Genomic DNA, 24912 nt, shown 5'->3' with positions numbered 1-24912 from the left:
ACGTTACGTCATCTTTTACAATGAAAGAGGAAAGGGTGATGGAAATGATCTCGATTCAAGAACTTACAAAGGAAACAGGAGTTACGGTAAGAACACTTCGTTATTATGATCAAATTGATTTGTTGAAACCAAGCGGGAAAACAGATGGTGGACACCGTTTATATAGTGAAGGGGACGTCATTCGTTTGCAACAAATTTTATTTTTAAAAGAAATGGGTTTCTCGTTAAAAGAGATTATGAATATACTAATGACAGATGAATTTAGCTTAAGAGAATCATTGGAAAAACAGCTTAAGTTTGTACAAGAAGAGCAGAAAAAGTTTAATCGGATGGAACGGATTTTACAAGCTGTTGTGTATTCGGCTGAGTTAGAGGGAGAGTTAGATTGGAAAATTATGTTCGAACTTATTCAACTTTCGAGGCAGTCTCCTCGTATACGTGAAATATTTCAAAAGCAAGTGTTTTCAGAGGGTGAGCAAAAACTTCTTCGCAATTTGCCAAATATGAGCGAGGAGGATGAGAATGTTCGAGAATGGGTAGATGTGTTAAAACAGTTACGCAGCTTTATGAAAGAAGGGAAGGATGCATCTCATGATGCTGTGCAAGAAACTATAAAAAAGCTAATGGCTAAGTGTTTGGAGATGGCAAATGGGGATGAAGCATTTCTAGATAAATTATGGGAAGTACGAAAGTCAAAAGAAGACTCGCAGAAGATGAATATGTATCCAATTGAAGAGGAGCTTCTAGTGTATATGGATGAGGCTTTTCGTATATATGATGAGAAGGAGCGCGGAAAATGAGTATACTTGCAGAGTATCGTTGGTATTTCTTAATTGGTGCAGAAATTGTGTTTTGGATATCAGCAATTGGTTTCTTTTTACTTCGTTACGGATTTCGATTACGGAAAGCTAGTTTCATTGCTGGCGTTGTGTTACTTGTCAATGAAGTCTTTATTTTAGCTTTAGGTGTCATGGATTATTATGAAACTGGTAAGTTTTCTAACTTTCAAATCATTACATTAGTGATATTGCTATATGCACTCTTTTATGGGAAAAAAGATTTAAAGAAATTAGATATACGTGTACAGAAACTCGTTGCGAAATGGCGGAATGAACCACTTACACATATAGAAGAACCACTAGAGCTAACAGGCTGGGCTTACACAAAGCAGGAGATTGGAGAATGGAGTTTACATCTCGTTTTGTTTATCGTTGTTCATATTGTCTTTTTCTTTATGTATGGATTCGTGCCGATTGAGCAGTGGGGAAATTGGCTTGAAAAAGGAATTGTGTTAAATGAGGCAGCCAGCCGTGTGAGTCAAGTTTGGGGAATTGTATTTTTAGTTGATACGGTAATTACATTTTCATATGTGTTTTTTCCGAAAAAAGAAAAAAAGCTGCTGTCCTAATGGGACAACAGCTTTTTCATTATGCAACGTCTTCTTTTTGTTTATTTTGTAGCGTACTATTTTTGTAACCGTAACTGAAGTAGACAACAAGTCCAATTACAAGCCATACTACAAAGCCGATCCATGTTGTTGCTGGGAGCTGCAATGCTAGGTATCCACAGAATAGAACAGCTAAAGCAGGAATCCATGGTACTAATGGCACTTTAAAAGCACGCGGTAGTTCTGGTTGTTTTTTGCGTAAGATGATTACCCCAATGGATACAACGATGAATGCGAATAGTGTACCGATATTTGTTAATTCTGCTAGTTTGTTTAAAGGAATGAAACCAGCAAAGAAAGCAACCATAGTTGCAGTAATCCAACTATTGATAACAGGTGTTTTTGTTTTCTTGTTCACGCGAGAAAGTGCTTTTGGTAGTAAGCCATCGCGGCTAATTGCGTAAAATAAACGTGTTTGTCCATATAACATAACGAGTAACACAGTTGTAATTCCAGTAATTGCTCCTAAAGAAATGAAACCTGCGATCCAATCTTGTTGGATGTATTGTAGTGCAAATGCAACAGGGTTTTTAACACCTAACTGATCGTAAGGCACAATTCCAGTTAAAATTAATGAAACAACGATATATAAAATTGTACAGATTGTTAAAGAAGCAATAATGCCGATCGGCATGTTACGCTGTGGGTTTTTCACTTCTTCAGCAGCTGTTGATACAGCGTCAAATCCGATGTAAGCAAAGAATACAGTTGCAGCTCCAGTTGTTACGCCAGAGAAGCCGAACGGCATAAATGGTGTCCAGTTTTCAGGTTTGACATAGAAAGCGCCAACACCGATAAATAGTAAGACAACAAAGAGTTTGATAGCTACCATGATCGCATTAAAGCGAGCTGATTTTTTTGCTCCTCTTGTTAACAACAATGTCATTAGAAAGATAATACAGATTGCCGGTAAGTCTACGTATGTTCCAGCTTCAGGATTATATGCGCTTGTTAAAGCGGTAGGTAATGTAATCCCGAATCCACTTAATAATCCTTGGAAATATCCTGACCAACCAGAGGCAACAGCTGAGGAAGCTAAGCCGTATTCTAAAATTAAATCCCACCCTAAAATCCAGGCGATTAATTCTCCAAATGTTGCATAGCTATAAGTGTATGCACTACCAGATACCGGTACAGTTGATGCGAATTCAGAATAACATAGTGCTGCAAATACACAGGCTAAACCGGATAAAATAAACGATAGAATAAGTGCTGGTCCTGCGTGTTCTGCTGCGGCAACACCAGTAAGAACGAAAATGCCTGTTCCAATAATGGCGCCGACCCCGAGCATTGTGAGATCAAATGCACCGAGTTCTTTCTTTAAAGATGCCCCTTTTTTTTCTGCCTGTGCTAATAATGCTGAAATGGATTTTTTCCGAAATAGATTCATATAGATCCCTCACCTCTTAGCTGTTATAATATTCTGAAAAACATTCCCATTTTGTCGTATCTTGTCGAATCTTTGTAGTTCGTATTCTAAAGTAAAATAATATTTTTGTAAATATTTATTTTTTAGAAAATTCTACCTATTAATATTATTCTTCTAGTTAATCTCGTGTTGAATAATAGTATAAAGCCAAAACAAGCTGGAGAGGATTTAATATGAGAAAAGGAATTGCTTCATTGTGTTTTCTATTTTGTATTGGAAGCTTAGTAGCATGTTCACAATCGGGCGGTAAAATTGATGAGAATAATGATGTGATTGCAAAAGGACATAAAATTTCTAATTTACATAAATTCGAGAAGTTCTTCATGAATGTTGAAAAAGGTAGAGCGGATAAAATATGCATTGTGAATTATACACATGAAGGAGATCCAATCTTTCAAACGCTAGAATATGTTGGGAGAGAAATCAGCTATAAGGTAGATAATTCTTATGATAAATTTGCTGGTAAAGATAAAGGAATTTACTCCGATACTTGTAAAAAGATAATGAAAGATACTCGTGAAGATATAAGGTATACGCTACATGATTGTGTGAAAGAAACAGGTCATAATGGATATGACCTGTTACGTATACCGGCAAAATAAATGGGATTAAAAAAGGAAGGGGCTTATAAAAAGAAGAAACCTTCCTTTTGCTATGTTTATCCCGCTATTTGCGGGCAGTAAGACCCCCATCTCAAGATTCAGAGAGAAACGAGGAAGATAGGCGGGGGACAACTGCCCGTAAAAGACAGATTCATTAATCATCAGTGGAGATGAAGAAAACCCCTACTGATGGAAGTTTCACTTTATATTGTCGAAAACTTTACCGAATATCTGTTCGTTTTCTTGGTTTTTTCATGGGCATTCGTGGTAAAATGAGAATACAGATTTTTTACGAGGAGGTCGGTTTTGTTTGGAATATCAATTTGAGATTGTCTCAGAATATTCCCCGCAAGGTGATCAGCCAAGAGCGATACAGCAGCTGGTAGCGGGGATTAATAATGGTAAGAAACATCAAGTGTTGCTTGGAGCGACAGGAACGGGAAAGACATTTACGATTTCGAATGTTATTAAAGAAGTGAAGAAGCCAACGCTTGTAATGGCTCATAATAAAACATTAGCAGGACAACTGTATAGTGAACTCAAAGATTTCTTTCCGAACAATGCTGTTGAGTATTTTGTGAGTTATTACGATTATTATCAACCGGAAGCGTATGTACCACAAACCGATACGTTTATTGAAAAAGATGCACAAATCAATGATGAGATTGATAAATTACGTCACTCAGCGACATCAGCTTTATTTGAACGAGATGATGTCATTATTGTAGCAAGTGTTTCTTGTATTTACGGCTTAGGTTCGCCAGAAGAATACCGTGAACTTGTGGTTTCTTTGCGCGTTGGTATGGAAAAGGACCGTAATCAATTGCTTCGTGAACTTGTTGATGTGCAGTACGGTCGTAATGATATTGATTTTAAACGCGGAACATTTCGAGTGCGCGGAGATGTAGTTGAGATTTTCCCAGCATCGCTTGATGAACATTGTATTCGGATTGAGTTTTTTGGCGATGAGATTGATCGTATCCGTGAAGTGAATGCCTTAACAGGTGAAGTATTAGCAGAACGTGAACATGTAGCAATCTTTCCGGCATCTCACTTCGTTACACGTGAAGAAAAAATGAAAGTTGCCATTGAAAATATTGAAAAAGAATTAGAAGAACGTTTAAAAGAATTAAATGATAACGGTAAATTGTTAGAAGCCCAGCGTATTGAGCAGCGAACTCGTTACGATTTAGAAATGATGCGAGAGATGGGATTTTGTTCGGGGATTGAAAACTACTCCCGTCATTTGACGCTCCGTCCAGCTGGTTCAACACCATATACATTAATAGATTATTTCCCTAAAGATTTCCTAATTGTTATGGATGAGTCGCATGTAACAGTGCCACAAGTAAGAGCGATGTATAATGGGGACCAAGCGCGTAAACAAGTGCTTGTTGACCATGGATTTCGCTTGCCGTCAGCGATGGATAATAGACCGCTTATGTTTGAAGAGTTTGAAGAGAAAACGAATCAAGTTGTGTATGTATCAGCAACACCGGGTCCATATGAACTAGAGCTTACACCGGAAGTTGTGGAGCAAATTATCCGTCCAACGGGGCTTTTAGATCCGCAAATTGATGTAAGACCAATTGAAGGACAAATAGATGATTTATTAGGAGAAATCCATGACCGTATTGCGAAAAATGAGCGTGTATTGATTACGACATTAACAAAGAAAATGTCAGAGGATTTAACAGATTATTTAAAAGATGTTGGTATTAAAGTAAACTACTTACATTCTGAAATTAAAACGCTAGAGCGGATTGAAATTATTCGAGATCTTCGCCTTGGTAAATTTGATGTGCTTATTGGTATTAACTTGTTGCGAGAAGGGCTTGATATTCCAGAAGTATCACTCGTAGCGATTTTAGATGCGGACAAAGAAGGGTTCCTACGTTCAGAGCGATCATTGATTCAGACAATTGGTCGTGCCGCGCGTAATGAACACGGTCATGTAATCATGTACGCAGATCGCATAACGAGATCGATGGGAATTGCAATTGAAGAGACGAAACGCCGTCGTCAAAAGCAAGAAGCTTACAACGTGGAACATGGCATTACACCGAAAACAATTCAAAAAGAAGTACGTGACGTGATTCGTGCAACAACAGCTGCAGAAGAAACAGAAGTGTATGAAGCTGGGCCGGCTAAGAAAATGACGAAGAAAGAACGAGAAAAAACAATCGCGAAGATGGAAGCAGAAATGAAGGAAGCGGCAAAGGCACTAGACTTCGAGCGTGCAGCTGAGCTGAGAGATTTACTGCTAGAATTAAAAGCGGAAGGGTGAAAATAGTGAGCAAAGATTTTATCGTTGTAAAAGGTGCGAGGGCGCATAACTTGAAAAATATTGATGTAACCATTCCGAGAAATCAGCTCGTTGTTGTGACAGGTCTGTCTGGTTCAGGGAAATCATCATTAGCATTTGATACGATTTATGCCGAAGGGCAGCGCAGATACGTGGAGTCTTTATCCGCGTATGCGCGCCAATTTTTAGGGCAAATGGATAAACCGGATGTGGATACAATTGAAGGGTTATCACCAGCAATTTCAATTGATCAAAAAACGACGAGTCGTAACCCGCGTTCAACAGTCGGAACGGTGACAGAGATTTATGATTATTTACGCCTATTATTTGCGCGTATTGGGACACCAATCTGTCCGAACCACGGGATTGAAATTACATCACAAACGGTAGAACAAATGGTAGACCGTGTTTTGGAATATCCAGAGCGCACGAAATTACAAGTGTTAGCACCGATTGTATCAGGTCGTAAAGGTGCACACGTGAAAGTATTAGAGGATATAAAGAAACAAGGTTATGTTCGCGTTCGTGTTGATGGAGAAATGCTTGATGTGTCTGAAGAAATTACGTTAGATAAAAACAAGAAGCATTCCATTGAAGTCGTAATTGACCGTATCGTTGTGAAAGAAGGGGTTGCAAGCCGCCTTGCAGATTCTCTTGAAAGTGCATTGAAACTAGGTGGAGGTCGTGTATTAATCGATGTGATTGGAGAAGAGGAGCTTTTATTTAGTGAGCATCATGCTTGCCCGCATTGTGGTTTTTCGATCGGTGAATTAGAACCTCGTATGTTCTCTTTCAATAGCCCATTTGGTGCGTGTCCGTCTTGTGATGGGCTTGGCTCAAAATTAGAGGTAGATTTAGAACTTGTAATTCCAAATTGGGATTTATCGTTAAATGGGCATGCGATTGCCCCTTGGGAACCGACTAGTTCGCAATATTATCCGCAATTGCTGCAATCTGTGTGTAATCATTACGGCATTGATATGGATATGCCTGTGAAGGATATACCGAAAGAGTTATTTGATAAAGTGTTGTACGGAAGTGGAGAAGAGAAGGTTTATTTCCGTTATGTGAATGACTTTGGACAAGTGAAAGAAAGTGATATTTTATTTGAAGGAGTTATTCCAAATATTGAACGTCGCTACCGTGAAACAAGTTCTGATTACATTCGTGAACAAATGGAGAAGTATATGGCGGAGCAGGCGTGTCCGAAATGTAAGGGCGGCCGCTTGAAGCCAGAAAGCTTAGCTGTTTTTGTTGGCGGAAAAACGATTGCGGATGTAACGAAGTACTCTGTTCAAGAAGTTTATGATTTCTTCGAGGGCATTGAGCTGACAGAAAAACAAGAAAAGATTGCTCGTTTAATTTTACGTGAAATTAAAGAGCGCGTAAGTTTCTTAATTAACGTTGGACTTGATTATTTAACATTAAGCCGTGCAGCAGGAACATTATCAGGTGGGGAAGCACAGCGTATTCGTCTTGCAACGCAAATTGGTTCTCGTTTAACTGGTGTATTGTATATTCTTGATGAACCTTCTATCGGTTTACATCAGCGTGACAATGATCGCCTGATTCGTACACTACAGGAAATGCGTGATTTAGGAAATACGCTAATCGTTGTTGAACATGATGAAGATACAATGATGGCGGCCGATTATTTACTTGATATTGGCCCTGGCGCAGGAATTCATGGTGGGCAAGTTGTGTCATCTGGCTCGCCAGATGAAGTAATGAATGATGATAATTCATTAACAGGGCAATATTTAAGCGGTAAGAAATTTATTCCGGTCCCACTTGAGAGACGTAAAGGGGATGGGCGTAAGGTCGAGATTATTGGTGCAAAAGAAAATAACTTAAAAAATGCGAAGATGTCATTCCCGCTTGGGACATTTGTAGCAGTAACCGGCGTATCTGGATCAGGAAAAAGTACGATGATCAATGAAGTTCTATATAAATCGTTAGCACAGAAATTATATAAGGCGAAAAGTAAGCCAGGAGCTCATAAGGAAATTAAAGGCCTTGAGCATTTAGATAAAGTTATTGATATTGATCAATCACCAATCGGACGTACACCGCGCTCGAATCCAGCAACATACACAGGCGTTTTCGATGATATCCGTGATGTGTTTGCGCAAACAAATGAAGCAAAAGTACGTGGGTATCAAAAGGGACGTTTTAGTTTTAACGTGAAAGGTGGCCGTTGTGAGGCTTGCCGCGGTGATGGGATTATTAAAATTGAAATGCATTTCTTACCGGATGTATATGTTCCATGTGAAGTATGTCATGGAAAACGTTATAATCGTGAAACGTTAGAAGTGAAATATAAAGATAAGAACATTTCTGAAGTACTAGGAATGACGATTGAAGATGGGGTAGAATTCTTTGCCAACATCCCGAAAATTAAACGGAAGTTGCAGACGCTTGTAGATGTAGGGCTGGGCTATATGAAATTAGGGCAGCCGGCTACTACATTATCGGGTGGTGAAGCGCAGCGTGTGAAACTTGCATCTGAATTACATCGTCGTTCTACAGGTCGTACGTTATATATTTTAGATGAGCCGACAACCGGCTTACATGCACATGATATTGCACGACTTCTAGAAGTATTACAGCGCCTTGTTGAAAGTGGGGAAACTGTGCTTGTTATCGAGCATAACCTAGATGTAATTAAGACAGCAGATTACATTGTTGACCTTGGTCCAGAAGGCGGAGACAAAGGTGGTCAAATCATTGCGTCAGGTACGCCGGAGCAAGTTGTAAAAGAAGAGCGTTCCTATACAGGGAAGTATTTAAAAGAGATTTTAGAGCGTGATACGGCTCGTATGAAAGAGAAGATGAATGAGGTTGAGGTAGGGAGCTAAGCCAATTGGCTAGCTCCTTGTTTTTGTTTGGGAGAGGATTTAGCGTGACAGGTATACAAGTATAAGGGCTGGAATAAGTTGTTATATAGACTTATTTCGATTTTCAGCATACAAATCACGGCTACGAAGCCAAAAGGAGACTCCTACTCATTTCCTCCCTCTGTTTTCACATGGCATGGAGCGAACCTCCTATGCATGGGTGGATGCTCTCTTCCCAAAAAAAAGAAAGGTTTTCCCTCGCTTTTTTTTATGGTTACTTGGCGTTTGCTATCCATTAGCGTATGATTAAGTATATATATCAAAAGGATGTGTAAGAAAATGAGATGGATTCTATCACTTCTTGTGAATAGCGTCGTATTAATTGTTGTATCAGGTCTTCTAAAGGGAATTGCACCAGACGCATTTTACATAGAAAACATACAAACCGCGATTATCGCGAGCGTTATTTTGTCGATTTTAAATGTATTTGTAAAACCGTTATTAATTTTAATTACGTTACCGATTACTGTTTTAACATTTGGTTTCTTCCTAATTGTAATTAATGCAATTACATTAGAGATGACAGATTCTTTGTTAGGTGATGCTTTTAACATATCAGGATTTGGTGTAGCAATTCTTGCGGCAATTTGTATTTCTATTTTAAATATGCTGATTGATAAAGTAATTGTCGAGCCATTATCTGAGAAAAAATAGAAAAATGACAAAAAGAAAAACATTTCATGAATCTCATGAAATGTTTTTTTCTATTTAGTAGAAACCATATTTCTTGTTTTCAGAAAAAAATGGTACAATATCGGTTAGAATGGAATTTTACATCAAATGAGAATGAACCCGCAGCGGAGTGGAGGTTTACATATGCCGAAAGTAAGGACAAAAGATTTAATTGAGCAATTTCAATTGGAATTAGTAAGTGGTGAGGAAGGAATTCATCGTCCAATTGATACAAGTGATTTATCGCGACCTGGAATTGAAATGGCAGGATTCTTTACATATTATCCAGCAGATCGCGTACAGCTTCTTGGAAAAACGGAGCTTACTTTTTTTGATACATTAACAACTGAGCAAAAGCAAGAAAGAATGACAGCTCTTTGTACAGAAGAAACGCCGTGTATTATCGTAACGCGTAGTCAAGATGTACCTGGAGAATTATTGCAAGCATCACGTGAGTTTGGTGTGCCTCTTTTACGCTCTTCCCAAACGACGACAAGACTATCAAGTCGTTTAACAAATTATTTAGAAGGTAAGTTAGCACCAACAACTGCCGTTCACGGTGTATTAGTAGATATTTACGGCGTTGGTGTTTTAATTACAGGTCAAAGTGGCGTCGGGAAAAGTGAAACAGCACTTGAACTTGTTAAACGCGGTCACCGCTTAGTTGCGGATGATAGCGTAGAAATTCGTCAAGAAGATGAAGATACGTTAGTAGGAAGCTCACCAGATTTAATTGAGCATTTACTAGAAATTCGTGGTCTAGGTATCATTAACGTCATGACGTTATTTGGTGCAGGGGCTGTGCGAAACTACAAGCGTATTACACTTGTGATTAATCTTGAGATTTGGGATCAAAAGAAAAACTATGATCGTCTAGGTCTTGATGAAGAGAAAATGAAAATTATAGATACAGAACTTACGAAGATTACACTTCCAGTTCGTCCTGGCCGAAACTTGGCTGTTATTATTGAAGTAGCAGCAATGAACTTCAGATTAAAACGAATGGGAGTCAATGCAGCACAACAATTTTCTGAGCGCTTAATGAGTGCGATTGAACTAGGAAATCAAGAATAAATTAGGAGAGAGAGGTCATACATATGCTGTTAGGTTCTGTACCACAGCTAGATCGTGTAGCGATTCAACTTGGACCGTTCCCAGTCTATTGGTATGGGATTATTATTGGGACAGGTGTTTTGCTTGGACTTTGGCTAGCTACGCGCGAGGGTGAACGATTAGGTATTCCAAAAGATACTTTTGTCGATCTTGTTTTAATTGCGGTACCAATTGCGATTATTTGCGCACGCGCATACTATGTTATTTTTGAGTGGGAATATTATGTGCAAGACCCAAGGCAAATTATTAATATTCGTCAAGGTGGATTGGCGATTCATGGTGGTTTAATCGGAGCGGTGATTACGGGGATTTTCTTTGCGAAAAAACGCGGTATTTCCTTCTGGAAGCTGGCTGATATTGCAGCACCAAGTATTCTTCTTGGACAAGCAATTGGCCGATGGGGGAACTTTATGAACCAAGAGGCTCACGGCGGTGAGGTAACAAGACAGTTTTTAGAAGGCTTACATTTACCAGAGTTTATTGTGAATCAAATGTATATTGATGGTGTATATTATCATCCAACGTTCTTATATGAATCATTATGGAATTTTGCAGGTGTAATTCTATTATTGTTATTACGCAAAGCGAATTTACGCCGTGGTGAATTATTCTTTACGTATTTAATTTGGTATTCAGTTGGACGTTTCTTTGTGGAAGGCTTACGTACGGATAGCTTAATGTTAGGACCGCTTCGCATTGCGCAAGTGATGTCCATCGGGCTTGTTGTTATTTCTATCATTTTCATTATTGTGAGACGTATAATGGGGCAAGCTGATAAAAGATATTCAGAAAACTAGAGAAAAGTAGCATCTTATATGAGATGCTGCTTCTTTCATATTCAGGCAGTGAAAGGATCGAGCATATGAAAATAAATACAGTGTTATTTGATTTAGATGGAACATTAATAAATACAAATGAACTTATTATTTCTTCTTTTTTACACACGTTAAATAAGTACTATCCAGATCAGTATAAGCGCGAAGATATATTGCCATTTATCGGTCCATCTTTGCATGAGACGTTTCGTTCAATGGATGAGGGCAAGGTAGATGAGATGATTCAGTGCTATCGTCAGTTTAATCATGACCATCATGATGAACTAGTGGAAGAATATGAAACTGTCTATGAAACCGTTCAGGAATTAAAGAAACAAGGTTATAAAATTGGAATTGTGACCACGAAGGCGAGACAAACAGTAGAAATGGGTTTAAAGCTTTCAAAATTAAAGGAGTTCTTTGATGTTGTTGTAACAATTGATGATGTAGAACACGTGAAACCACATCCAGAACCCATTCAAAAAGCATTGAAACTATTGGATGCAAAACCGGAAGAAACATTAATGGTTGGTGATAACCATCATGATATAGTAGGCGGACAAAACGCAGGTACGAAAACAGCGGCAGTGGCATGGACGATTAAAGGTAGAGAGTACTTAGAATCGTATAAGCCGGATTATGTACTAGATAGAATGAGTGATTTATTATCCATTTTGTCTGAATAGTAGATAAGGGGAGAGAGCAAAGTGCGACGGACAACGCGCTACCCTGTTTCAGGAGCAAATTCATTATGGAATGTGTATAAAACAGTATCCTTCTTTAAGGTAATGAAAAATTTTATTGTTATTCAAATTGCACGCTATACGCCATTTTTATCCGTGAAGAACTGGTTGTATCGCACGTTTTTACGGATGAAAGTCGGAGAGCAAACATCATTTGCACTTATGGCTATGCCTGATACTATGTTTCCAGAAAAGATTACAGTTGGAGCAAATTCAATAATTGGCTACAATACAACGATTTTAGCTCACGAATATTTAATTACGGAATATCGTCTTGGAGAAGTAATCATAGGGAATGAAGTGATGATTGGAGCAAATTCCACTGTATTGCCAGGTGTGAAGATTGGGGACGGTGCTATTGTTTCAGCAGGTACGCTTGTTCACCGTGATGTACCAAGCGGTGCTTTTGTAGGTGGAAATCCAATGCGTATCATTTATACGAAGGAAGAGATGGCAGAGAGGAGAAAGTCAATGTTAAAAATGTAACATTTCCCTTCTCTTTTTATGAATAAAAAGGAAATAATTGATTATAATATACTGTTTTGTTTTTTACGGAATCGTTTATACTTATAAATAGAAGAAGGTATGAACGAAGAAAACAAAAAACTGGAGGATATATGGGGAAAAATCAAAGAATATTTAAGGAGAACGGACAAGTTATCTCTTTTAATCAATTAGCTGATTTCTTTTATAAAAAAGGGATGAAGTCTTATCGCAATCATAAATTACAAGATGCGATTAAATATTTTCGAAGAGCGGCACAAAGTGAGAAAGAGCCGTTTATTTTATGTCAATTAGCTACGGTATTATCGGAAGTCGGTGAGTATCAAGAATCAAATCAAATTTTCTTGAAACTGATTCGTTCGAATTCTAATATTGAACAGTGCTATTATTTTGTAGCAAATAATTACGCATATCTTGGCTTGTTTCAGCAGGCGAAGAAGTATGCGGAGCAATATTTAGAGATAGCTACAGAGAAGGAATTTGTGGAAGAGACGTTAGAATTGCTTGAAATTATGGAAGAAGAATCAATGGATGCGGAAGAGTTTGAAGATGAAGATGAGTTAATTGTCATGCAGGAACAAGCGAACCGTTATATTCGCAACGGACAATTAGAAGAAGCAATTGCTACACTTGAAGTTGTTACGAAAGATTATCCGGAATTTTGGTCGGGTTATAATAATTTAGCAATTGCTCATTTTCAGTTAGGAAATGTAGATAAAGCATTAAAGTTAACAGAGATGATTTTAGAGAAAAATCCTGGTAATATGCATGCGTTATGTAATACGCTTATTTTTCTATATTCAATTGGAGAGCATAAGCAAGTAGAAGCGTTAGCGAAGCAACTAGAATCCGTATATCCGATGTCATTTGAGCATCGATTAAAGCTAGGAACAACATTCGCGACAATTGGTCACTTTGCATCGGCATATAAATGGTTAAGGTTATTAAAGCGTCAAGGTTATGAAGGAGATGTCAGCTTTTACTATTGGTTTGCATACTCTGCTTATATGATAAAAGATCAACAGACAGCGGAAAAGATGTGGCAATCTGTTGTAGAATTACACCCTGATAAAAAAGGGAAAGAGCCGTGGAATGCCCTGCATTTAGCTGATGAAGGACAGAATGTTTTGTTTGAAGAGCTGAGGAAATCTTTCCAGCAAAGTACAACGTTAGAAGAGCAAATGTTAGCACTGTATTTAATGAATGAATTAACAACACCTGAGAAGATTGGCTTTTTCTTTGATGTGACGCAGGCGAAAAATCGTGTGCCAATTGTTTCGCAACTGGCAAAATACTTCTTTTTAATGAGCAGTCATAAGAGTATTCCGAGCGAGTTACAACCGTTTGAACAATGTATTCGGATTGCGGATGCCTTATATAACTATACAAATAAAGAAGATGAATTGATTGAAGAGTGCTTACATTTTTGGTTTTGTACTTTTATACGCCTATATACATCTGGGACGGTATTTACAAACGTGTTTGGTTGGTCTGCGGCAATCGAGTATATTGTGCGCGGAGAGCAGAGAAATAAAATGACACAGGCCGAACTTGGAAATATATATAATGTATCTGTGGCAACTGTGAGAAAATATGTGCAAGTAGTAAAGCGTACTCACGCGTAGGCAAATCATTGGGAAAAAACAGATGCTAACAGTATAATGAGGGTAAGTTATGGTAGGAATGAATAGGAGTGAATAGTGTGTCAGAAGAAAAAATTTATGATGTCATTATTATTGGTGCTGGGCCAGCTGGGATGACAGCTGCAGTGTATACGTCTCGTGCAAATTTAAGCACGCTTATGCTTGAACGTGGTATTCCAGGCGGACAAATGGCAAACACAGAAGATGTAGAAAACTATCCAGGTTATGAATCTATTTTAGGACCCGATTTATCAAATAAAATGTTCGAGCATGCGAAGAAATTCGGTGCTGAATATGCATATGGTGATGTGAAAGAAGTCATCGATGGCAAAGAATACAAAACAGTTGTAGCTGGTAAAAAAGAATACAAAACACGCGCAATTATCGTTGCAAGTGGTGCAGAGTATAAAAAGATCGGTGTACCAGGTGAAAAAGAACTTGGCGGCCGTGGTGTATCATATTGCGCGGTATGTGACGGCGCTTTCTTTAAAGGGAAAGAACTTGTTGTTATTGGCGGCGGAGATTCTGCTGTTGAAGAAGGTGTGTATTTAACACGTTTCGCATCAAAAGTAACAATCGTTCACCGTCGTGATGCTCTTCGCGCACAGAAAATTCTTCAAGACCGTGCTTTCCAAAATGAGAAAGTGGACTTCATTTGGAATCATACTGTAAAAGAAATTAACGAAGAGAATGGTAAGGTAGGTAGTGTAACACTTGTAGATGTTAACACTGGTGAAGAACAAGAATTTAAGGCAGACGGTGCTTTTATCTATATCGGAATGTTACCATTATCAAAACCATTTACTGAGCTGGGCATTACAAATGAAAATGGTTATATCGAAACAAACGAACGCATGGAAACAAAAGTTCCTGGTATTTTCGCAGCTGGTGATGTTCGCGAAAAGATGCTTCGTCAAATTGTAACTGCAACTGGCGATGGCAGTATTGCAGCACAAAGTGCACAGCACTACGTAGAAGAGTTGTTAGAGGAATTAAAAACTGTAACAGAAAAATAAGGATGTAAATCCTTTTCGAAGAAGAAAGCTACCTTCGTATAGAAGGTAGCTTTCTTTATTTTTCGTTTGGAATGTAAAATATTTGTCAAATTTCTCATGGAGCACACAAATGGTTATTGTTATACTAGAATCTACGGAAAAAATGATTATGGGAAATGAGGAGTTTATTCAGTATGGAATGGCGTAATATATATCGTGGTTTTTGTATGGGAGTTAGTGATTTAATTCCTGGTGTAAGCGGCGGGACAATTGCTGTTGTACTAGGGATTTATGAAAGATTGCTTGCGGCAATTAGCGGATTCTTTAGTCGTGAATGGAAAAAACATTTAGGCTTTTTAATTCCGCTTGCTGCTGGTGTGGCGGTGGCACTTTTAACATTAAGTCATGTGATTAAGTATTTGCTGGAATATCATTATGAGCCAACACAGTTTTTCTTCCTTGGTTTAATTTTAAGTATTTTACCAATGTTAATGAAGGAAGCGAATGCAAAGGAAACATTTAAAGCAGGACATATTGTTATACTAATCGTTGCAGCGGCTCTTGTAGCTGTAACAGCATTCTTTAAGCCAGATAAAGCGGCAGATCCAATTACTATGTTAACAATTTTAAATACAATTGGGCTATTTTTGGCAGGATGGATGGCGAGTATGGCTATGCTACTTCCAGGGATTAGCGGATCATTTATTTTATTAATCATTGGTGTATATCCAACAGCGATTAATGCATTAACAACATTAAACCTACCGCTAATTGCAGTCATTGGTGCAGGTGTTATGGTTGGATTTGTGGTGAGTAGTAAAGGGATTAGCTACTTATTAGCACATTTTAAAAGTGCAACATTCGCTGCAATTATTGGGCTTGTCATCGGATCGATTGCAGTAGTGTTTCCTGGGATTCCAGCCGGTGGTATGTCGATTGTAAGTTCTATTATTACGTTTATTTTAGGATTTGCGATTGTATCGTATTTTAGTAAGAAAAAGTGATTGAGAGATAGCTCTCAATCACTTTTTTTGTTATTTGTATTTATATTTTTTGTATTTTTTACCAAGAATATACGAAAGCGATCGTTTTGGTGAAAAAGTTACTTGAGCTTACTTTTCTGCTTTATCTTGCCCCTTAACATTTGGTAGGAAAGTAAACCACCTGTAAAAGTACAATTCATGATGGGCTACTTTACTTTATTTGGGGGTGTCAAATATGAAAGTGTCAATATTTATCACTTGTGTTGCAGATGTTTTTTATCCAGAAGTAGGAAAAGATGTTGTGGAAATTCTTGAAGATTTAGGGTGTGAAGTTGATTTCCCTAAAGACCAAACCTGCTGCGGACAGCCTGCTTATAATAGCGGTTATCATAAAGAAACAAAAACAGCTGCAAAACATATGATTAAAGCTTTTGCTAATTCGGAATATGTTGTAGCGCCATCAGGATCTTGCGCTATGATGGTTCACGAGTTTTCTAGTTTATTTTCTGAAAGTGAAGCAGAGTGGAAGAAAAAAGCTACTGAACTTGCAAATAAAACATATGAATTCACACAGTTTCTTGTTGAAGTATTAGGGAAAGAAGACTTAGGTGCGGAGCTTCATAAAAAAGCAACGGTTCATACATCTTGCCATATGAGCCGATTAATGGGGATTAAGGAACCGCCGCAAAAATTATTAAAATGTGTAAAGGGACTGGAAGTTGTTTCGTTACCACATAATTATGATTGCTGTGGATTTGGGGGCACATTCTCAGTGAAAATGCCAGAAATCTCTGAGCAAATGGTCGATGAAAAAGTAAAGCATATTATGGAAACCGGTGCAGAACTGTTAATCGGGATGGATTGTAGCTGCTTAATGAATATAAAAGGACGTTTAACACGCAATGGTTATCCAATTGATGTAAAACATATTGCTCAAGTATTAAATGAAGATCGAAAATAAGAGGGGGGATATAAAGATGGGAATGAAAATTGGGAATGATCCTTTTCATAAGCGTGCTGAAACAGGTATAGGGGATCAATTCATGAGACAGGCTGTCAGGAAAGCGCAAGATGGTCTTAGAGGCAAGAAATTAAAAGCTACTGAGAGTCTTGGGAATTGGGAGGAATGGCGAGCTTTAGGGGAAGAAATTCGAAAGCATACATTAGAAAACCTTGATTATTATTTGTATCAACTGAGTGAAAATATTGAGAAAAATGGTGGTTTTGTTTATTTTGCAAAGACTGCAGAAGACGCAAGGGAATATGTAAAAGGGATTGTAAAAAAGAAAAACGCGAAAAAAATTGTGAAATCAAAATCTATGGTAACGGAAGAGATTAGTTTAAATGAAGCGATTGAAGAGGCTGGAGGAGAAGTGTTAGAAACGGACCTTGCCGAATTTATTCTGCAAGTGAATGACCACGATCCTCCATCACATATTGTTGTTCCGTGTCTTCATAAGGATAAAGAACACATTTGTGAAATATTTAAAACAAAGTTAGATTATACTGGAACATCTGATCCTACGGAAATGGCGAGGTTTGTAAGGGATTATTTGCGTGATGATTTCTTTACAGCGGATGTAGGGGTGACAGGATGTAACTTTGCTGTTGCAGAGTCTGGGTCTATTTCTATCGTGGCAAACGAAGGAAATGCAAGACTTACCACGACGCTTCCGAAAACGTTAATTACAGTTATGGGAATGGAACGTATTGTTCCAACATGGGAAGAGCTTGATGTATTAGTAACACTTCTATGCCGAAGTTCTGTAGGACAAAAGTTAACAAGTTATATTACAGGGTTAACCGAGCCCGGTGGGACAGACGGACCTGAGGAGTTTCATTTAGTCATTGTTGATAATGGTCGTTCTAATATTTTAGGAACAGAATTTCAAAGTATCCTTCAGTGCATTCGCTGTGCGGCATGTATTAATGTATGTCCCATATATCGGCATATCGGTGGACATGCGTATGGCTCCATTTATCCAGGACCGATTGGAGCTGTGTTGACACCACTTTTAGGAGGATATGATGAATATAAAGATTTACCTTATGCATCTAGCCTTTGTGGAGCTTGTACAGAAGCGTGTCCAGTGAAAATACCGTTACACGATTTATTAATTAAACATCGCCGCCACATTGTAGAAGAAGCGAAACAATCACCTGTGGCTTGGAACGTTGCTATGAAAGGTTTTGAAAAAGCGGTGAATAGCTCCAGATTATTTTCTCTTGCTGCAAAGACCGCTCCGTATGCATTAAAGCCTCTTATAAAAGGGGACAAGATCGAGCGTGGAATCGGTCCGTTAAAAGCTTGGACGGATGCGAGAGATTTTCCAGTTCCAGAAAAACAACCGTTTAGAGATTGGTTTAAAAAACGTGAAAAGGAGAACGATAATGGCCATCCAAAATCGTGAGGAATTTTTATTCCAATTATCAGAAAAGCTTGGCAGAAAACGTCCGGAAGCAGTAAAAAAACCGAACTGGTCTTTTTCTCCGCAGTGGACTGTTTTTGACGGATTAACACAAGATGAACTTGTATTGAAATTAATAGAGCAATGCGAGGTAATCCATACACAAGTTAAGCGAACAACAAAGGCCAGGCTTGTTGAAACATTACAATCTTTTCTCACAGAATGGAATATTCAATCTGCTGTGTATTCTGATGATGAACGGTTTGAGGAATATGGTCTCAGTCAATTTTTAAGCAATGAAGGTACAATGCATTTTCGTAAGTGGGGCTTAGATCATAAAGAAGAGAACATAGAATTTGCGAAAGCTGCTGACCTTGGCATTACGTTCAGTGATATCGCTCTTGCTGAATCAGGAACCGTTGTTCTATTTAATGATGGATTAAAAGGAAGGCACGTTAGTCTTCTTCCTGAGTCATATATTGCAATTGTTCCTAAAAGTACGATTGTGCCAAGGTTAACCCAGGCTACAAAAGTCATTCACTATCAAAATAAAGCGGGAGACAAATTGCCAGCTTGTGTGAATTTCGTTTCTGGTCCGTCAAATAGTGCAGATATTGAAATGAATCTCGTCGTAGGTGTACATGGGCCAATCAGAACAGCGTATATTATTGTGGATGATCAATAAGGATTTACGTCTCCTTACCAAATAATGAGTTAAAAGATTTGACTTGATCTTTGTATATTGCGTATAAGATATGCCAATTGTGAGGGATTCTATTTTGTAATCCAACAGCGATGGGAATTAATTTCCATCGTTTTTTTGTTTCTTTAGGCCGGGAGCTCCTTCATTGTGACAAAGTGTTTTTGATAGTATAATGAAATGAGTATGTGATGAAGAAATTCATCATAAGTAGCTGAGGTGAAGAAACATGCAAAGAGTAACAAACTGTGTGTTAATCAAAGATAATGAAGTTCTCCTATTACAAAAACCTCGTCGGAACTGGTGGGTTGCACCGGGCGGGAAAATGGAACGCGGTGAAACAGTAAGAGATTCCGTTGTTCGCGAATATCGTGAAGAAACAGGTATTTATTTAAAGAACCCAGCGTTAAAGGGGGTCTTCACTTTTGTCATTCAAGAAGGTGATAAAGTTGTTTCTGAATGGATGATGTTCTCCTTTTTAGCGACAGATTTTGCAGGAGAAAACAAATTGGAAAGCGAAGAAGGCATCATTGGCTGGCATACATTTGATAAAATTGATGAGTTAGCAATGGCACCAGGAGATTATCACATTATTGATTATTTAATTAAAGGAAATGGAATAATCTACGGTACGTTTGTATATACACCAGATTTTGAATTACTTTCATATCGATTGGATCCGAGCTAAACCGTCAAGGAGGGGATACAATGACAGCGAATAATGATATTAAAATGGTAATTATTACAGGAATGTCCGGTGCAGGAAAAACAGTAGCCTTACAAAGTTTTGAAGATTTAGGATATTTTTGTGTAGATAACTTACCACCGATGTTATTGCCGAAGTTTGTTGAACTTATGGCAGATTCGAAAGGGAAAATGAATAAAGTGGCACTTGGTATTGATTTGCGTGGCCGCGAATTTTTTGAACATTTATGGGGAGCGCTTGATGATTTATCAGAACGCACTTGGATCATTCCTCATATTTTATTTTTAGATGCGAAAGATAGCACGCTTGTAACGCGTTACAAAGAAACGAGACGTTCGCATCCGCTTGCGCCGACTGGTTTGCCGTTAAAAGGGATTGAGGCAGAGCGTGATTTATTAACAGACATGAAGGCAAGAGCTAATATTGTACTCGATACGTCTGAGTTAAAACCGAAAGAATTGCGCGAGAAAATTGTTCATCTGTTTTCAACAGAAAATGAGCAAGCGTTTCGTGTAAATGTGATGTCATTTGGATTTAAGTACGGTATTCCGATTGATGCTGATTTAGTATTTGATGTTCGTTTTTTACCAAATCCATATTATATTCCACAGATGAAGCCTTTAACAGGACTGGATGAAGAAGTTTCGTCATATGTGCTCAAATTTAATGAAACACATAAATTTTTAGAAAAGCTGACGGATCTCATTACTTTCATGCTTCCTCATTATAAAAGAGAAGGTAAGAGTCAACTTGTAATTGCAATTGGATGTACAGGTGGGCAACATCGTTCTGTTACGCTTGCAGAATACCTTGGAAAACATTTGAAACCAGAATATATCGTTCATGTATCTCATCGTGATGTGGAGAAGAGAAAGGGCCATTAGGGGATGAAAAAAGAGAGAAAACCTAAAATTGTCATCATGGGAGGAGGAACTGGACTATCTGTTTTATTAAGAGGATTGAAGAAATATCCTGTTGATATTACAGCGGTTGTTACAGTAGCTGATGATGGTGGCAGTTCAGGTAGATTGCGTGATGAGTTAGAAATTCCACCACCAGGCGACATTCGTAACGTACTTGTTGCGTTATCAGATGTAGAGCCGCTTGTGGAAGCTTTATTTCAACATCGTTTTACATCCGGAGAAGGTTTAACGGGTCATGCATTAGGTAATTTATTGCTAGCTGGGATGACGTCGATTACAGGAGACTTTTTCCATGCCATTACAGAAACGAGTAAAGTGTTAAATGTAAGAGGGCGTGTTTTACCAGCGGCCAACCAAAGTGTTGTGCTTCATGCAGAACTGGAAGATGGGCAAATTGTAACAGGCGAATCGAAAATCCCGTATTTTGGGAAAAAGATTAATCGTGTGTTTTTAACACCGGGTGATGTAGAACCACTGTCTGAGACATTGATGGAGATTCAGCGGGCTGATTTGCTTGTTTTTGGTCCTGGTAGTTTGTATACAAGTATCTTACCGAATTTAATCGTGAAAAAAATCGGGGACGCTGTTCTTACTGCAAAGGCGAAAAAGGTATATGTATGTAATGTCATGACACAAGCCGGTGAAACGATGGGGTATACAGCATTTGATCATGTGCAAGCTTTGCATGATCATCTTGGAGCACCTTTCATCGATACAGCGATTGTAAATAATCATGATATTCCTGCTGAATTACGTAAACTGTATGCAAAAGAGCTGTCTGAACCTGTTGTGGTTGATGAAGATCGTTTTGCTGAAAGTAAGATTCGTTTAATTCAAGATGAATTAGCAAAGTATGATGATCAAGTTGTAAGACATGATACATTAAAACTAGCTTCTATTTTATATTCGTTGTTATAAGCATGCGTTATCTCTTTATGAGATAACGCTACTCATTCATATAGGACAAAATTGTTGTTCCCAAATATCGTATAAGGAGGTGGGGCTGTGTCATTTGCATCAGAAACAAAGAAAGAGCTGACAAAGCTTGAGATGAAGGAGTGCTGTGAGAAAGCGGAGTTATCAGCATTGCTTCGAATGAACGGATCACTTTCTTTTTCAAACCGTCGTCTTTCGATTGATATTCAAACAGAAAATGCAGCAATTGCCAGAAGAATTTACACATTGCTGAAAAAAGGATATGACGTAACGGTAGAATTACTTGTTCGTAAAAAGATGCGACTTAAGAAAAATAATGTATATATCGTTCGGCTTGTTGAAAAATCACGTGAAATATTAGCAGATTTGCATATTGTAAGAGAAGACTTTTCATTTATTCGCAATATCTCACAGGAATTGATTGAAAAGAAATGCTGTAAACGATCGTATTTAAGAGGTGCATTTTTAGCAGGTGGTTCAGTAAATAACCCAGAAACATCATCTTATCATTTAGAGGTCTTTTCGCTATACAAGGAACATAATGATTCTATATGTGAACTGATGAACGGATTTGATTTAAATAGTAAGACGTTGGAAAGGCGTAAAGGGTATATTACGTATTTAAAAGAAGCGGAGAAAATTACGGAGTTCTTAAACATTATTGGTGCACATAATGCGTTGTTAAGATTTGAAGATATTCGTATTGTTCGCGATATGCGTAATTCGGTCAATCGTTTAGTGAATTGCGAAACAGCTAATTTAAATAAAACAATTGGTGCTGCTTTAAGGCAAATCGAAAATATTCGTTACATTGATGAGACGGTGGGACTGGATGTCTTGCCAGATAAACTGCGCGAGATTGCACAATTACGTATTAATTATCAAGATGTAACATTGAAAGAATTAGGCGAGATGGTATCTGGGGGGAAAATCAGTAAATCAGGTATTAATCATCGCTTGCGTAAAATCGATGAAATTGCAGAGAAATTACGCGCGGGGGAACCGGTAGCAAAAAAATAACGGTAAAGGGGAGAAATGGAGCTATGGTTCAAAAACAGGTTGAGGTTGCATTAAAAAACGGCTTGCAAGCACGTCCGGCTGCGTTGTTTGTACAAGAGGCGAATCGTTTTCATGCTGATATTTTCATTGAGAAAGATGGTAAAACAGTCAATGCGAAGAGCATAATGGGAATTATGAGCTTAGCGATTGGATCTGGCAGTAACGTAACGATTATAACAGAAGGGGCAGATGCAGAAGCTGCTTTAGAAGCGTTGGCTGCTTATGTGCAAAATAAACAGTAAAAGCTATCGCATGTAGCGATAGCTTTTTTACTGTAAATGGTCGATATGTTGTGTTGAATCGTCAATGAGTTTACTTTATCATTCTCATATAAATTATGAAAGAATCCGTTTTTCTCCTTGGAGCTCACGAATTGGTTGAATGTTTTGTGTGAATTCGACAGTTCCTATATATTTTCCATCTGCATTTCGCACTGCGAAGTAACGAATATATACATATTTATCTTGAAATTGAATCCAAAAATCTTCGCAATCTTTTTTTCCAGATTTGAAATCTTCTAAGAGCTTTTCAACGACATGAACGCTTTTTGGTGGATGACAGTTTTGCACTGTTCGATCAATGACAGCTTTCGTACGAGCAAAGATTCGTTCTTTTCCATGAGAGAAGTAACGCACAACATCATTTTCATCAATGAATGTAATATCAACAGGTAAGTGATTTAACATTAGTTCTAACTGTTTTAAAGATAATATACCTGTTTCAAAACGAATCAGGCCTTCGGATAGGGCTTCTTCTTTGATCATATTTCTTTCTGGTTTCCATGTACTTGTAGGACTTGTTAAGCAGTAGCCAATTTCATCACTTTCATGAGCGATTTTTAGCCATTCATCTTCTGTAAGAGTTTGAAGGGCCATCGGAAATAAAATATTTTCTTCTTTAAAAATCATTTCAGTTACGTCATGGATGACGAAGGAAACGCTGTCTAAGACTGATTTTTTATCTTGATTATAATTTACTAATTTTTGTTTTGCTTCTTTAATAGCAGCACGAATTCTGTCATCAACGCCCCACATAACTTGAGTTGGTCCATAAATGCCGTATTTCTCTAGATAAGGGAAAAGTAGATTTTCTTTCCGGCTATAATGTTTATCAACATCGATTAATAAATTTAAGTCTTCTATTAGTTTATAAATATTTTCTTCGCTATCTTCTTTTTCAAAACGTTCATAGTGAAGTTGAAGTTTGAAATTCACAAGTAGATCGATTTCTTTGTTTTCCATTTTAAATGTATGAATGGGATGGCCTGGTTGCTCTTCTTGTTTATTAGATTGATGAATTTCTTCAATGGATCCTTTAAAAACAGCTGTATGAACGGAGCATAAGCGTTGGACTTCTTCAACTGGAATTCCTTCTTCTTCCATAAGTGCCTGTTCGAGCTTTGAAATTTCTGCTACGGTAATATTTCCGATCGCTTCTTGAAACTGAGCTGTTACATCTTCAATATTTTTTCCGTTATGAAGATCTTTAATAATAGTCTTTAAGACTGTTTGTCGTTCAGAGTTATTTATACTTTCTTGTTCCCTGTTATTAATGATTTCGCTCATAAGAATTCTCCTCTACTCGTTAATGTGAAATTCATTATTTTTAAAACTTTCCTTTACTGTATCAAGTGAAATTCCTTTCATTCGGCATCCGTTTGGAATTGTCATTATACGGCCGGCTGTTTGAAGCATATTAGGTTTCGTTATATTTTCAAAGCCAAGATCTTTTAAAAGAGGGATGATCTCAGGGTATTGGGTAGTTAAATCATAAACAGTTTGATGAAAATCAATTAACTTTGTCATTATTCTCACCTCGAAAACAAATGATAGTAATTTTCAATTACAATGTAACATAAAGGTAGGGATAGAATTGTGAGTCAAATCACACATTCTTTCTTTTTAACAAGTTTGTCACTTTTGCTTTTATCTTACTATTCTCAATTAGTAACATTGCGATATTAAGATTTAAAGGGAAAAAGGAAGTTAGAGCAGAGTGCACAGTCTTGTAAAAAGCTGTCATGAAGGATCGC

At 37.8% G+C, this 24912-nt stretch carries 24 protein-coding genes; 21 read left to right on the top strand and 3 right to left on the bottom strand.

Annotated elements, in window-relative coordinates; all coding sequences use genetic code 11:
• Window positions 1-38: 38 nt before the first annotated feature.
• Complete coding sequence (locus C564_RS0109220) at window positions 39-800, top strand: MerR family transcriptional regulator (RefSeq protein WP_018765110.1); 762 nt, start codon at window positions 39-41, stop codon at window positions 798-800.
• Complete coding sequence (locus C564_RS0109215) at window positions 797-1408, top strand: hypothetical protein (RefSeq protein WP_018765109.1); 612 nt, start codon at window positions 797-799, stop codon at window positions 1406-1408. Before C564_RS0109220 ends, C564_RS0109215 begins: the two co-directional genes overlap by 4 nt.
• Before the next feature lie 19 nt (window positions 1409-1427).
• Here C564_RS0109215 and C564_RS0109210 read toward each other — a convergent pair whose 3' ends face one another.
• Window positions 1428-2837, bottom strand: coding sequence for an amino acid permease (locus C564_RS0109210; RefSeq protein WP_018765108.1), 1410 nt, complete (start codon window positions 2835-2837; stop codon window positions 1428-1430).
• 212 nt (window positions 2838-3049) lie between these two features.
• Between C564_RS0109210 and C564_RS0109205 the strand changes: the two genes are divergently transcribed.
• The 19 genes from C564_RS0109205 to C564_RS0109115 all read left to right on the top strand — a co-directional run bounded on the left by C564_RS0109205 (window position 3050) and on the right by C564_RS0109115 (window position 23122).
• A complete protein-coding gene (locus C564_RS0109205; RefSeq protein WP_018765107.1) occupies window positions 3050-3478 on the top strand; it encodes a DUF4362 domain-containing protein in 429 nt (142 codons plus the stop codon).
• A gap of 310 nt (window positions 3479-3788) precedes the next feature.
• Window positions 3789-5765: an excinuclease ABC subunit B gene (gene uvrB / locus C564_RS0109200; RefSeq protein ID WP_018765106.1), complete on the top strand. Its 1977-nt coding sequence runs from the start codon at window positions 3789-3791 to the stop codon at window positions 5763-5765.
• A 5-nt stretch (window positions 5766-5770) separates the two neighbouring features.
• Window positions 5771-8641 (top strand): excinuclease ABC subunit UvrA, encoded by a 2871-nt coding sequence (gene uvrA / locus C564_RS0109195; protein WP_006096545.1) that lies wholly within the window; start codon window positions 5771-5773, stop codon window positions 8639-8641.
• A gap of 318 nt (window positions 8642-8959) precedes the next feature.
• Entirely contained in the window at window positions 8960-9334 is a 375-nt protein-coding gene (locus tag C564_RS0109190; RefSeq protein ID WP_018765105.1) for a phage holin family protein, read from the top strand.
• 162 nt (window positions 9335-9496) lie between these two features.
• Window positions 9497-10426, top strand: a complete 930-nt coding sequence (hprK, locus tag C564_RS0109185) for an HPr(Ser) kinase/phosphatase (RefSeq protein WP_016112515.1) — start codon at window positions 9497-9499, stop codon at window positions 10424-10426.
• Between the two features lie 23 nt (window positions 10427-10449).
• Entirely contained in the window at window positions 10450-11262 is an 813-nt protein-coding gene (gene lgt / locus C564_RS0109180) for a prolipoprotein diacylglyceryl transferase (RefSeq protein ID WP_003201869.1), read from the top strand.
• Window positions 11263-11327: 65 nt separating this feature from the next.
• A complete protein-coding gene (gene ppaX / locus C564_RS0109175) occupies window positions 11328-11966 on the top strand; it encodes a pyrophosphatase PpaX (protein ID WP_003201871.1) in 639 nt (212 codons plus the stop codon).
• A 21-nt stretch (window positions 11967-11987) separates the two neighbouring features.
• The gene (locus tag C564_RS0109170) at window positions 11988-12509 is read left to right on the top strand and encodes an acyltransferase (RefSeq protein WP_003201873.1); all 522 of its coding nucleotides are present in this window, start codon (window positions 11988-11990) and stop codon (window positions 12507-12509) included.
• A gap of 131 nt (window positions 12510-12640) precedes the next feature.
• Window positions 12641-14152, top strand: a complete 1512-nt coding sequence (locus tag C564_RS0109165) for a tetratricopeptide repeat protein (RefSeq protein WP_003201874.1) — start codon at window positions 12641-12643, stop codon at window positions 14150-14152.
• A gap of 77 nt (window positions 14153-14229) precedes the next feature.
• Window positions 14230-15186 (top strand): thioredoxin-disulfide reductase, encoded by a 957-nt coding sequence (gene trxB / locus C564_RS0109160; RefSeq protein ID WP_003201876.1) that lies wholly within the window; start codon window positions 14230-14232, stop codon window positions 15184-15186.
• A 173-nt stretch (window positions 15187-15359) separates the two neighbouring features.
• Window positions 15360-16169: a DUF368 domain-containing protein gene (locus C564_RS0109155; protein ID WP_018765104.1), complete on the top strand. Its 810-nt coding sequence runs from the start codon at window positions 15360-15362 to the stop codon at window positions 16167-16169.
• A gap of 214 nt (window positions 16170-16383) precedes the next feature.
• Window positions 16384-17109 carry a (Fe-S)-binding protein gene (locus tag C564_RS0109150; protein WP_003201880.1) on the top strand — a complete coding sequence of 242 codons (726 nt, stop codon included), beginning with the start codon at window positions 16384-16386 and terminating at the stop codon, window positions 17107-17109.
• Window positions 17110-17125: 16 nt separating this feature from the next.
• On the top strand, window positions 17126-18559 hold the full coding sequence (locus tag C564_RS0109145) for a LutB/LldF family L-lactate oxidation iron-sulfur protein (RefSeq protein WP_018765103.1): 1434 nt from the start codon (window positions 17126-17128) through the stop codon (window positions 18557-18559).
• Window positions 18540-19241 (top strand): LutC/YkgG family protein, encoded by a 702-nt coding sequence (locus C564_RS0109140; RefSeq protein ID WP_018765102.1) that lies wholly within the window; start codon window positions 18540-18542, stop codon window positions 19239-19241. The genes C564_RS0109145 and C564_RS0109140 overlap by 20 nt, the downstream gene beginning before the upstream one ends.
• A gap of 244 nt (window positions 19242-19485) precedes the next feature.
• Complete coding sequence (locus C564_RS0109135) at window positions 19486-19944, top strand: NUDIX hydrolase (protein WP_001190078.1); 459 nt, start codon at window positions 19486-19488, stop codon at window positions 19942-19944.
• 20 nt (window positions 19945-19964) lie between these two features.
• Window positions 19965-20846, top strand: coding sequence for an RNase adapter RapZ (rapZ, locus tag C564_RS0109130; protein WP_003201889.1), 882 nt, complete (start codon window positions 19965-19967; stop codon window positions 20844-20846).
• A gap of 3 nt (window positions 20847-20849) precedes the next feature.
• Window positions 20850-21803, top strand: a complete 954-nt coding sequence (locus C564_RS0109125; protein WP_003201891.1) for a gluconeogenesis factor YvcK family protein — start codon at window positions 20850-20852, stop codon at window positions 21801-21803.
• Between the two features lie 87 nt (window positions 21804-21890).
• The gene (gene whiA / locus C564_RS0109120; protein ID WP_003201892.1) at window positions 21891-22841 is read left to right on the top strand and encodes a DNA-binding protein WhiA; all 951 of its coding nucleotides are present in this window, start codon (window positions 21891-21893) and stop codon (window positions 22839-22841) included.
• Between the two features lie 23 nt (window positions 22842-22864).
• A complete protein-coding gene (locus C564_RS0109115; protein ID WP_018765101.1) occupies window positions 22865-23122 on the top strand; it encodes an HPr family phosphocarrier protein in 258 nt (85 codons plus the stop codon).
• A gap of 93 nt (window positions 23123-23215) precedes the next feature.
• On the opposite strand, the gene C564_RS0109110 is transcribed toward C564_RS0109115, so the two are convergent.
• Together C564_RS0109110 and C564_RS0109105 are read right to left on the bottom strand one after the other, a co-directional pair.
• Window positions 23216-24445, bottom strand: a complete 1230-nt coding sequence (locus C564_RS0109110) for a DUF438 domain-containing protein (RefSeq protein WP_018765100.1) — start codon at window positions 24443-24445, stop codon at window positions 23216-23218.
• A gap of 12 nt (window positions 24446-24457) precedes the next feature.
• Entirely contained in the window at window positions 24458-24685 is a 228-nt protein-coding gene (locus C564_RS0109105; protein ID WP_003201898.1) for a DUF1858 domain-containing protein, read from the bottom strand.
• Window positions 24686-24912: the final 227 nt, after the last annotated feature.

This window comes from Bacillus sp. 105MF (assembly GCF_000374885.1).
In the GTDB taxonomy this organism is placed as follows: Bacteria; Bacillota; Bacilli; order Bacillales; family Bacillaceae_G; genus Bacillus_A; species Bacillus_A pseudomycoides.
Note: the sequence above shows the minus strand (reverse complement) of the source record. Positions and strands in the feature narration are given on the sequence as shown.

Bases quoted from the DNA above. Each gene is read 5' to 3' on its own strand.
- C564_RS0109220 (WP_018765110.1), top strand. From the start codon at position 39: ATGGAAATGATCTCGATTCAAGAACTTACAAAGGAAACAGGAGTTACG.
- C564_RS0109125 (WP_003201891.1), top strand. From the start codon at position 20,850: ATGAAAAAAGAGAGAAAACCTAAAATTGTCATCATGGGAGGAGGAACT.
- C564_RS0109210 (WP_018765108.1), bottom strand. From the start codon at position 2,837: ATGAATCTATTTCGGAAAAAATCCATTTCAGCATTATTAGCACAGGCA.
- C564_RS0109150 (WP_003201880.1), top strand. From the start codon at position 16,384: ATGAAAGTGTCAATATTTATCACTTGTGTTGCAGATGTTTTTTATCCA.
- C564_RS0109105 (WP_003201898.1), bottom strand. From the start codon at position 24,685: ATGACAAAGTTAATTGATTTTCATCAAACTGTTTATGATTTAACTACC.
- C564_RS0109165 (WP_003201874.1), top strand. From the start codon at position 12,641: ATGGGGAAAAATCAAAGAATATTTAAGGAGAACGGACAAGTTATCTCT.
- C564_RS0109110 (WP_018765100.1), bottom strand. From the start codon at position 24,445: ATGAGCGAAATCATTAATAACAGGGAACAAGAAAGTATAAATAACTCT.
- hprK (WP_016112515.1), top strand. From the start codon at position 9,497: ATGCCGAAAGTAAGGACAAAAGATTTAATTGAGCAATTTCAATTGGAA.
- ppaX (WP_003201871.1), top strand. From the start codon at position 11,328: ATGAAAATAAATACAGTGTTATTTGATTTAGATGGAACATTAATAAAT.
- C564_RS0109205 (WP_018765107.1), top strand. From the start codon at position 3,050: ATGAGAAAAGGAATTGCTTCATTGTGTTTTCTATTTTGTATTGGAAGC.
- rapZ (WP_003201889.1), top strand. From the start codon at position 19,965: ATGACAGCGAATAATGATATTAAAATGGTAATTATTACAGGAATGTCC.
- C564_RS0109215 (WP_018765109.1), top strand. From the start codon at position 797: ATGAGTATACTTGCAGAGTATCGTTGGTATTTCTTAATTGGTGCAGAA.
- C564_RS0109155 (WP_018765104.1), top strand. From the start codon at position 15,360: ATGGAATGGCGTAATATATATCGTGGTTTTTGTATGGGAGTTAGTGAT.
- C564_RS0109190 (WP_018765105.1), top strand. From the start codon at position 8,960: ATGAGATGGATTCTATCACTTCTTGTGAATAGCGTCGTATTAATTGTT.
- C564_RS0109135 (WP_001190078.1), top strand. From the start codon at position 19,486: ATGCAAAGAGTAACAAACTGTGTGTTAATCAAAGATAATGAAGTTCTC.
- lgt (WP_003201869.1), top strand. From the start codon at position 10,450: ATGCTGTTAGGTTCTGTACCACAGCTAGATCGTGTAGCGATTCAACTT.
- C564_RS0109140 (WP_018765102.1), top strand. From the start codon at position 18,540: ATGGCCATCCAAAATCGTGAGGAATTTTTATTCCAATTATCAGAAAAG.
- C564_RS0109115 (WP_018765101.1), top strand. From the start codon at position 22,865: ATGGTTCAAAAACAGGTTGAGGTTGCATTAAAAAACGGCTTGCAAGCA.
- C564_RS0109145 (WP_018765103.1), top strand. From the start codon at position 17,126: ATGGGAATGAAAATTGGGAATGATCCTTTTCATAAGCGTGCTGAAACA.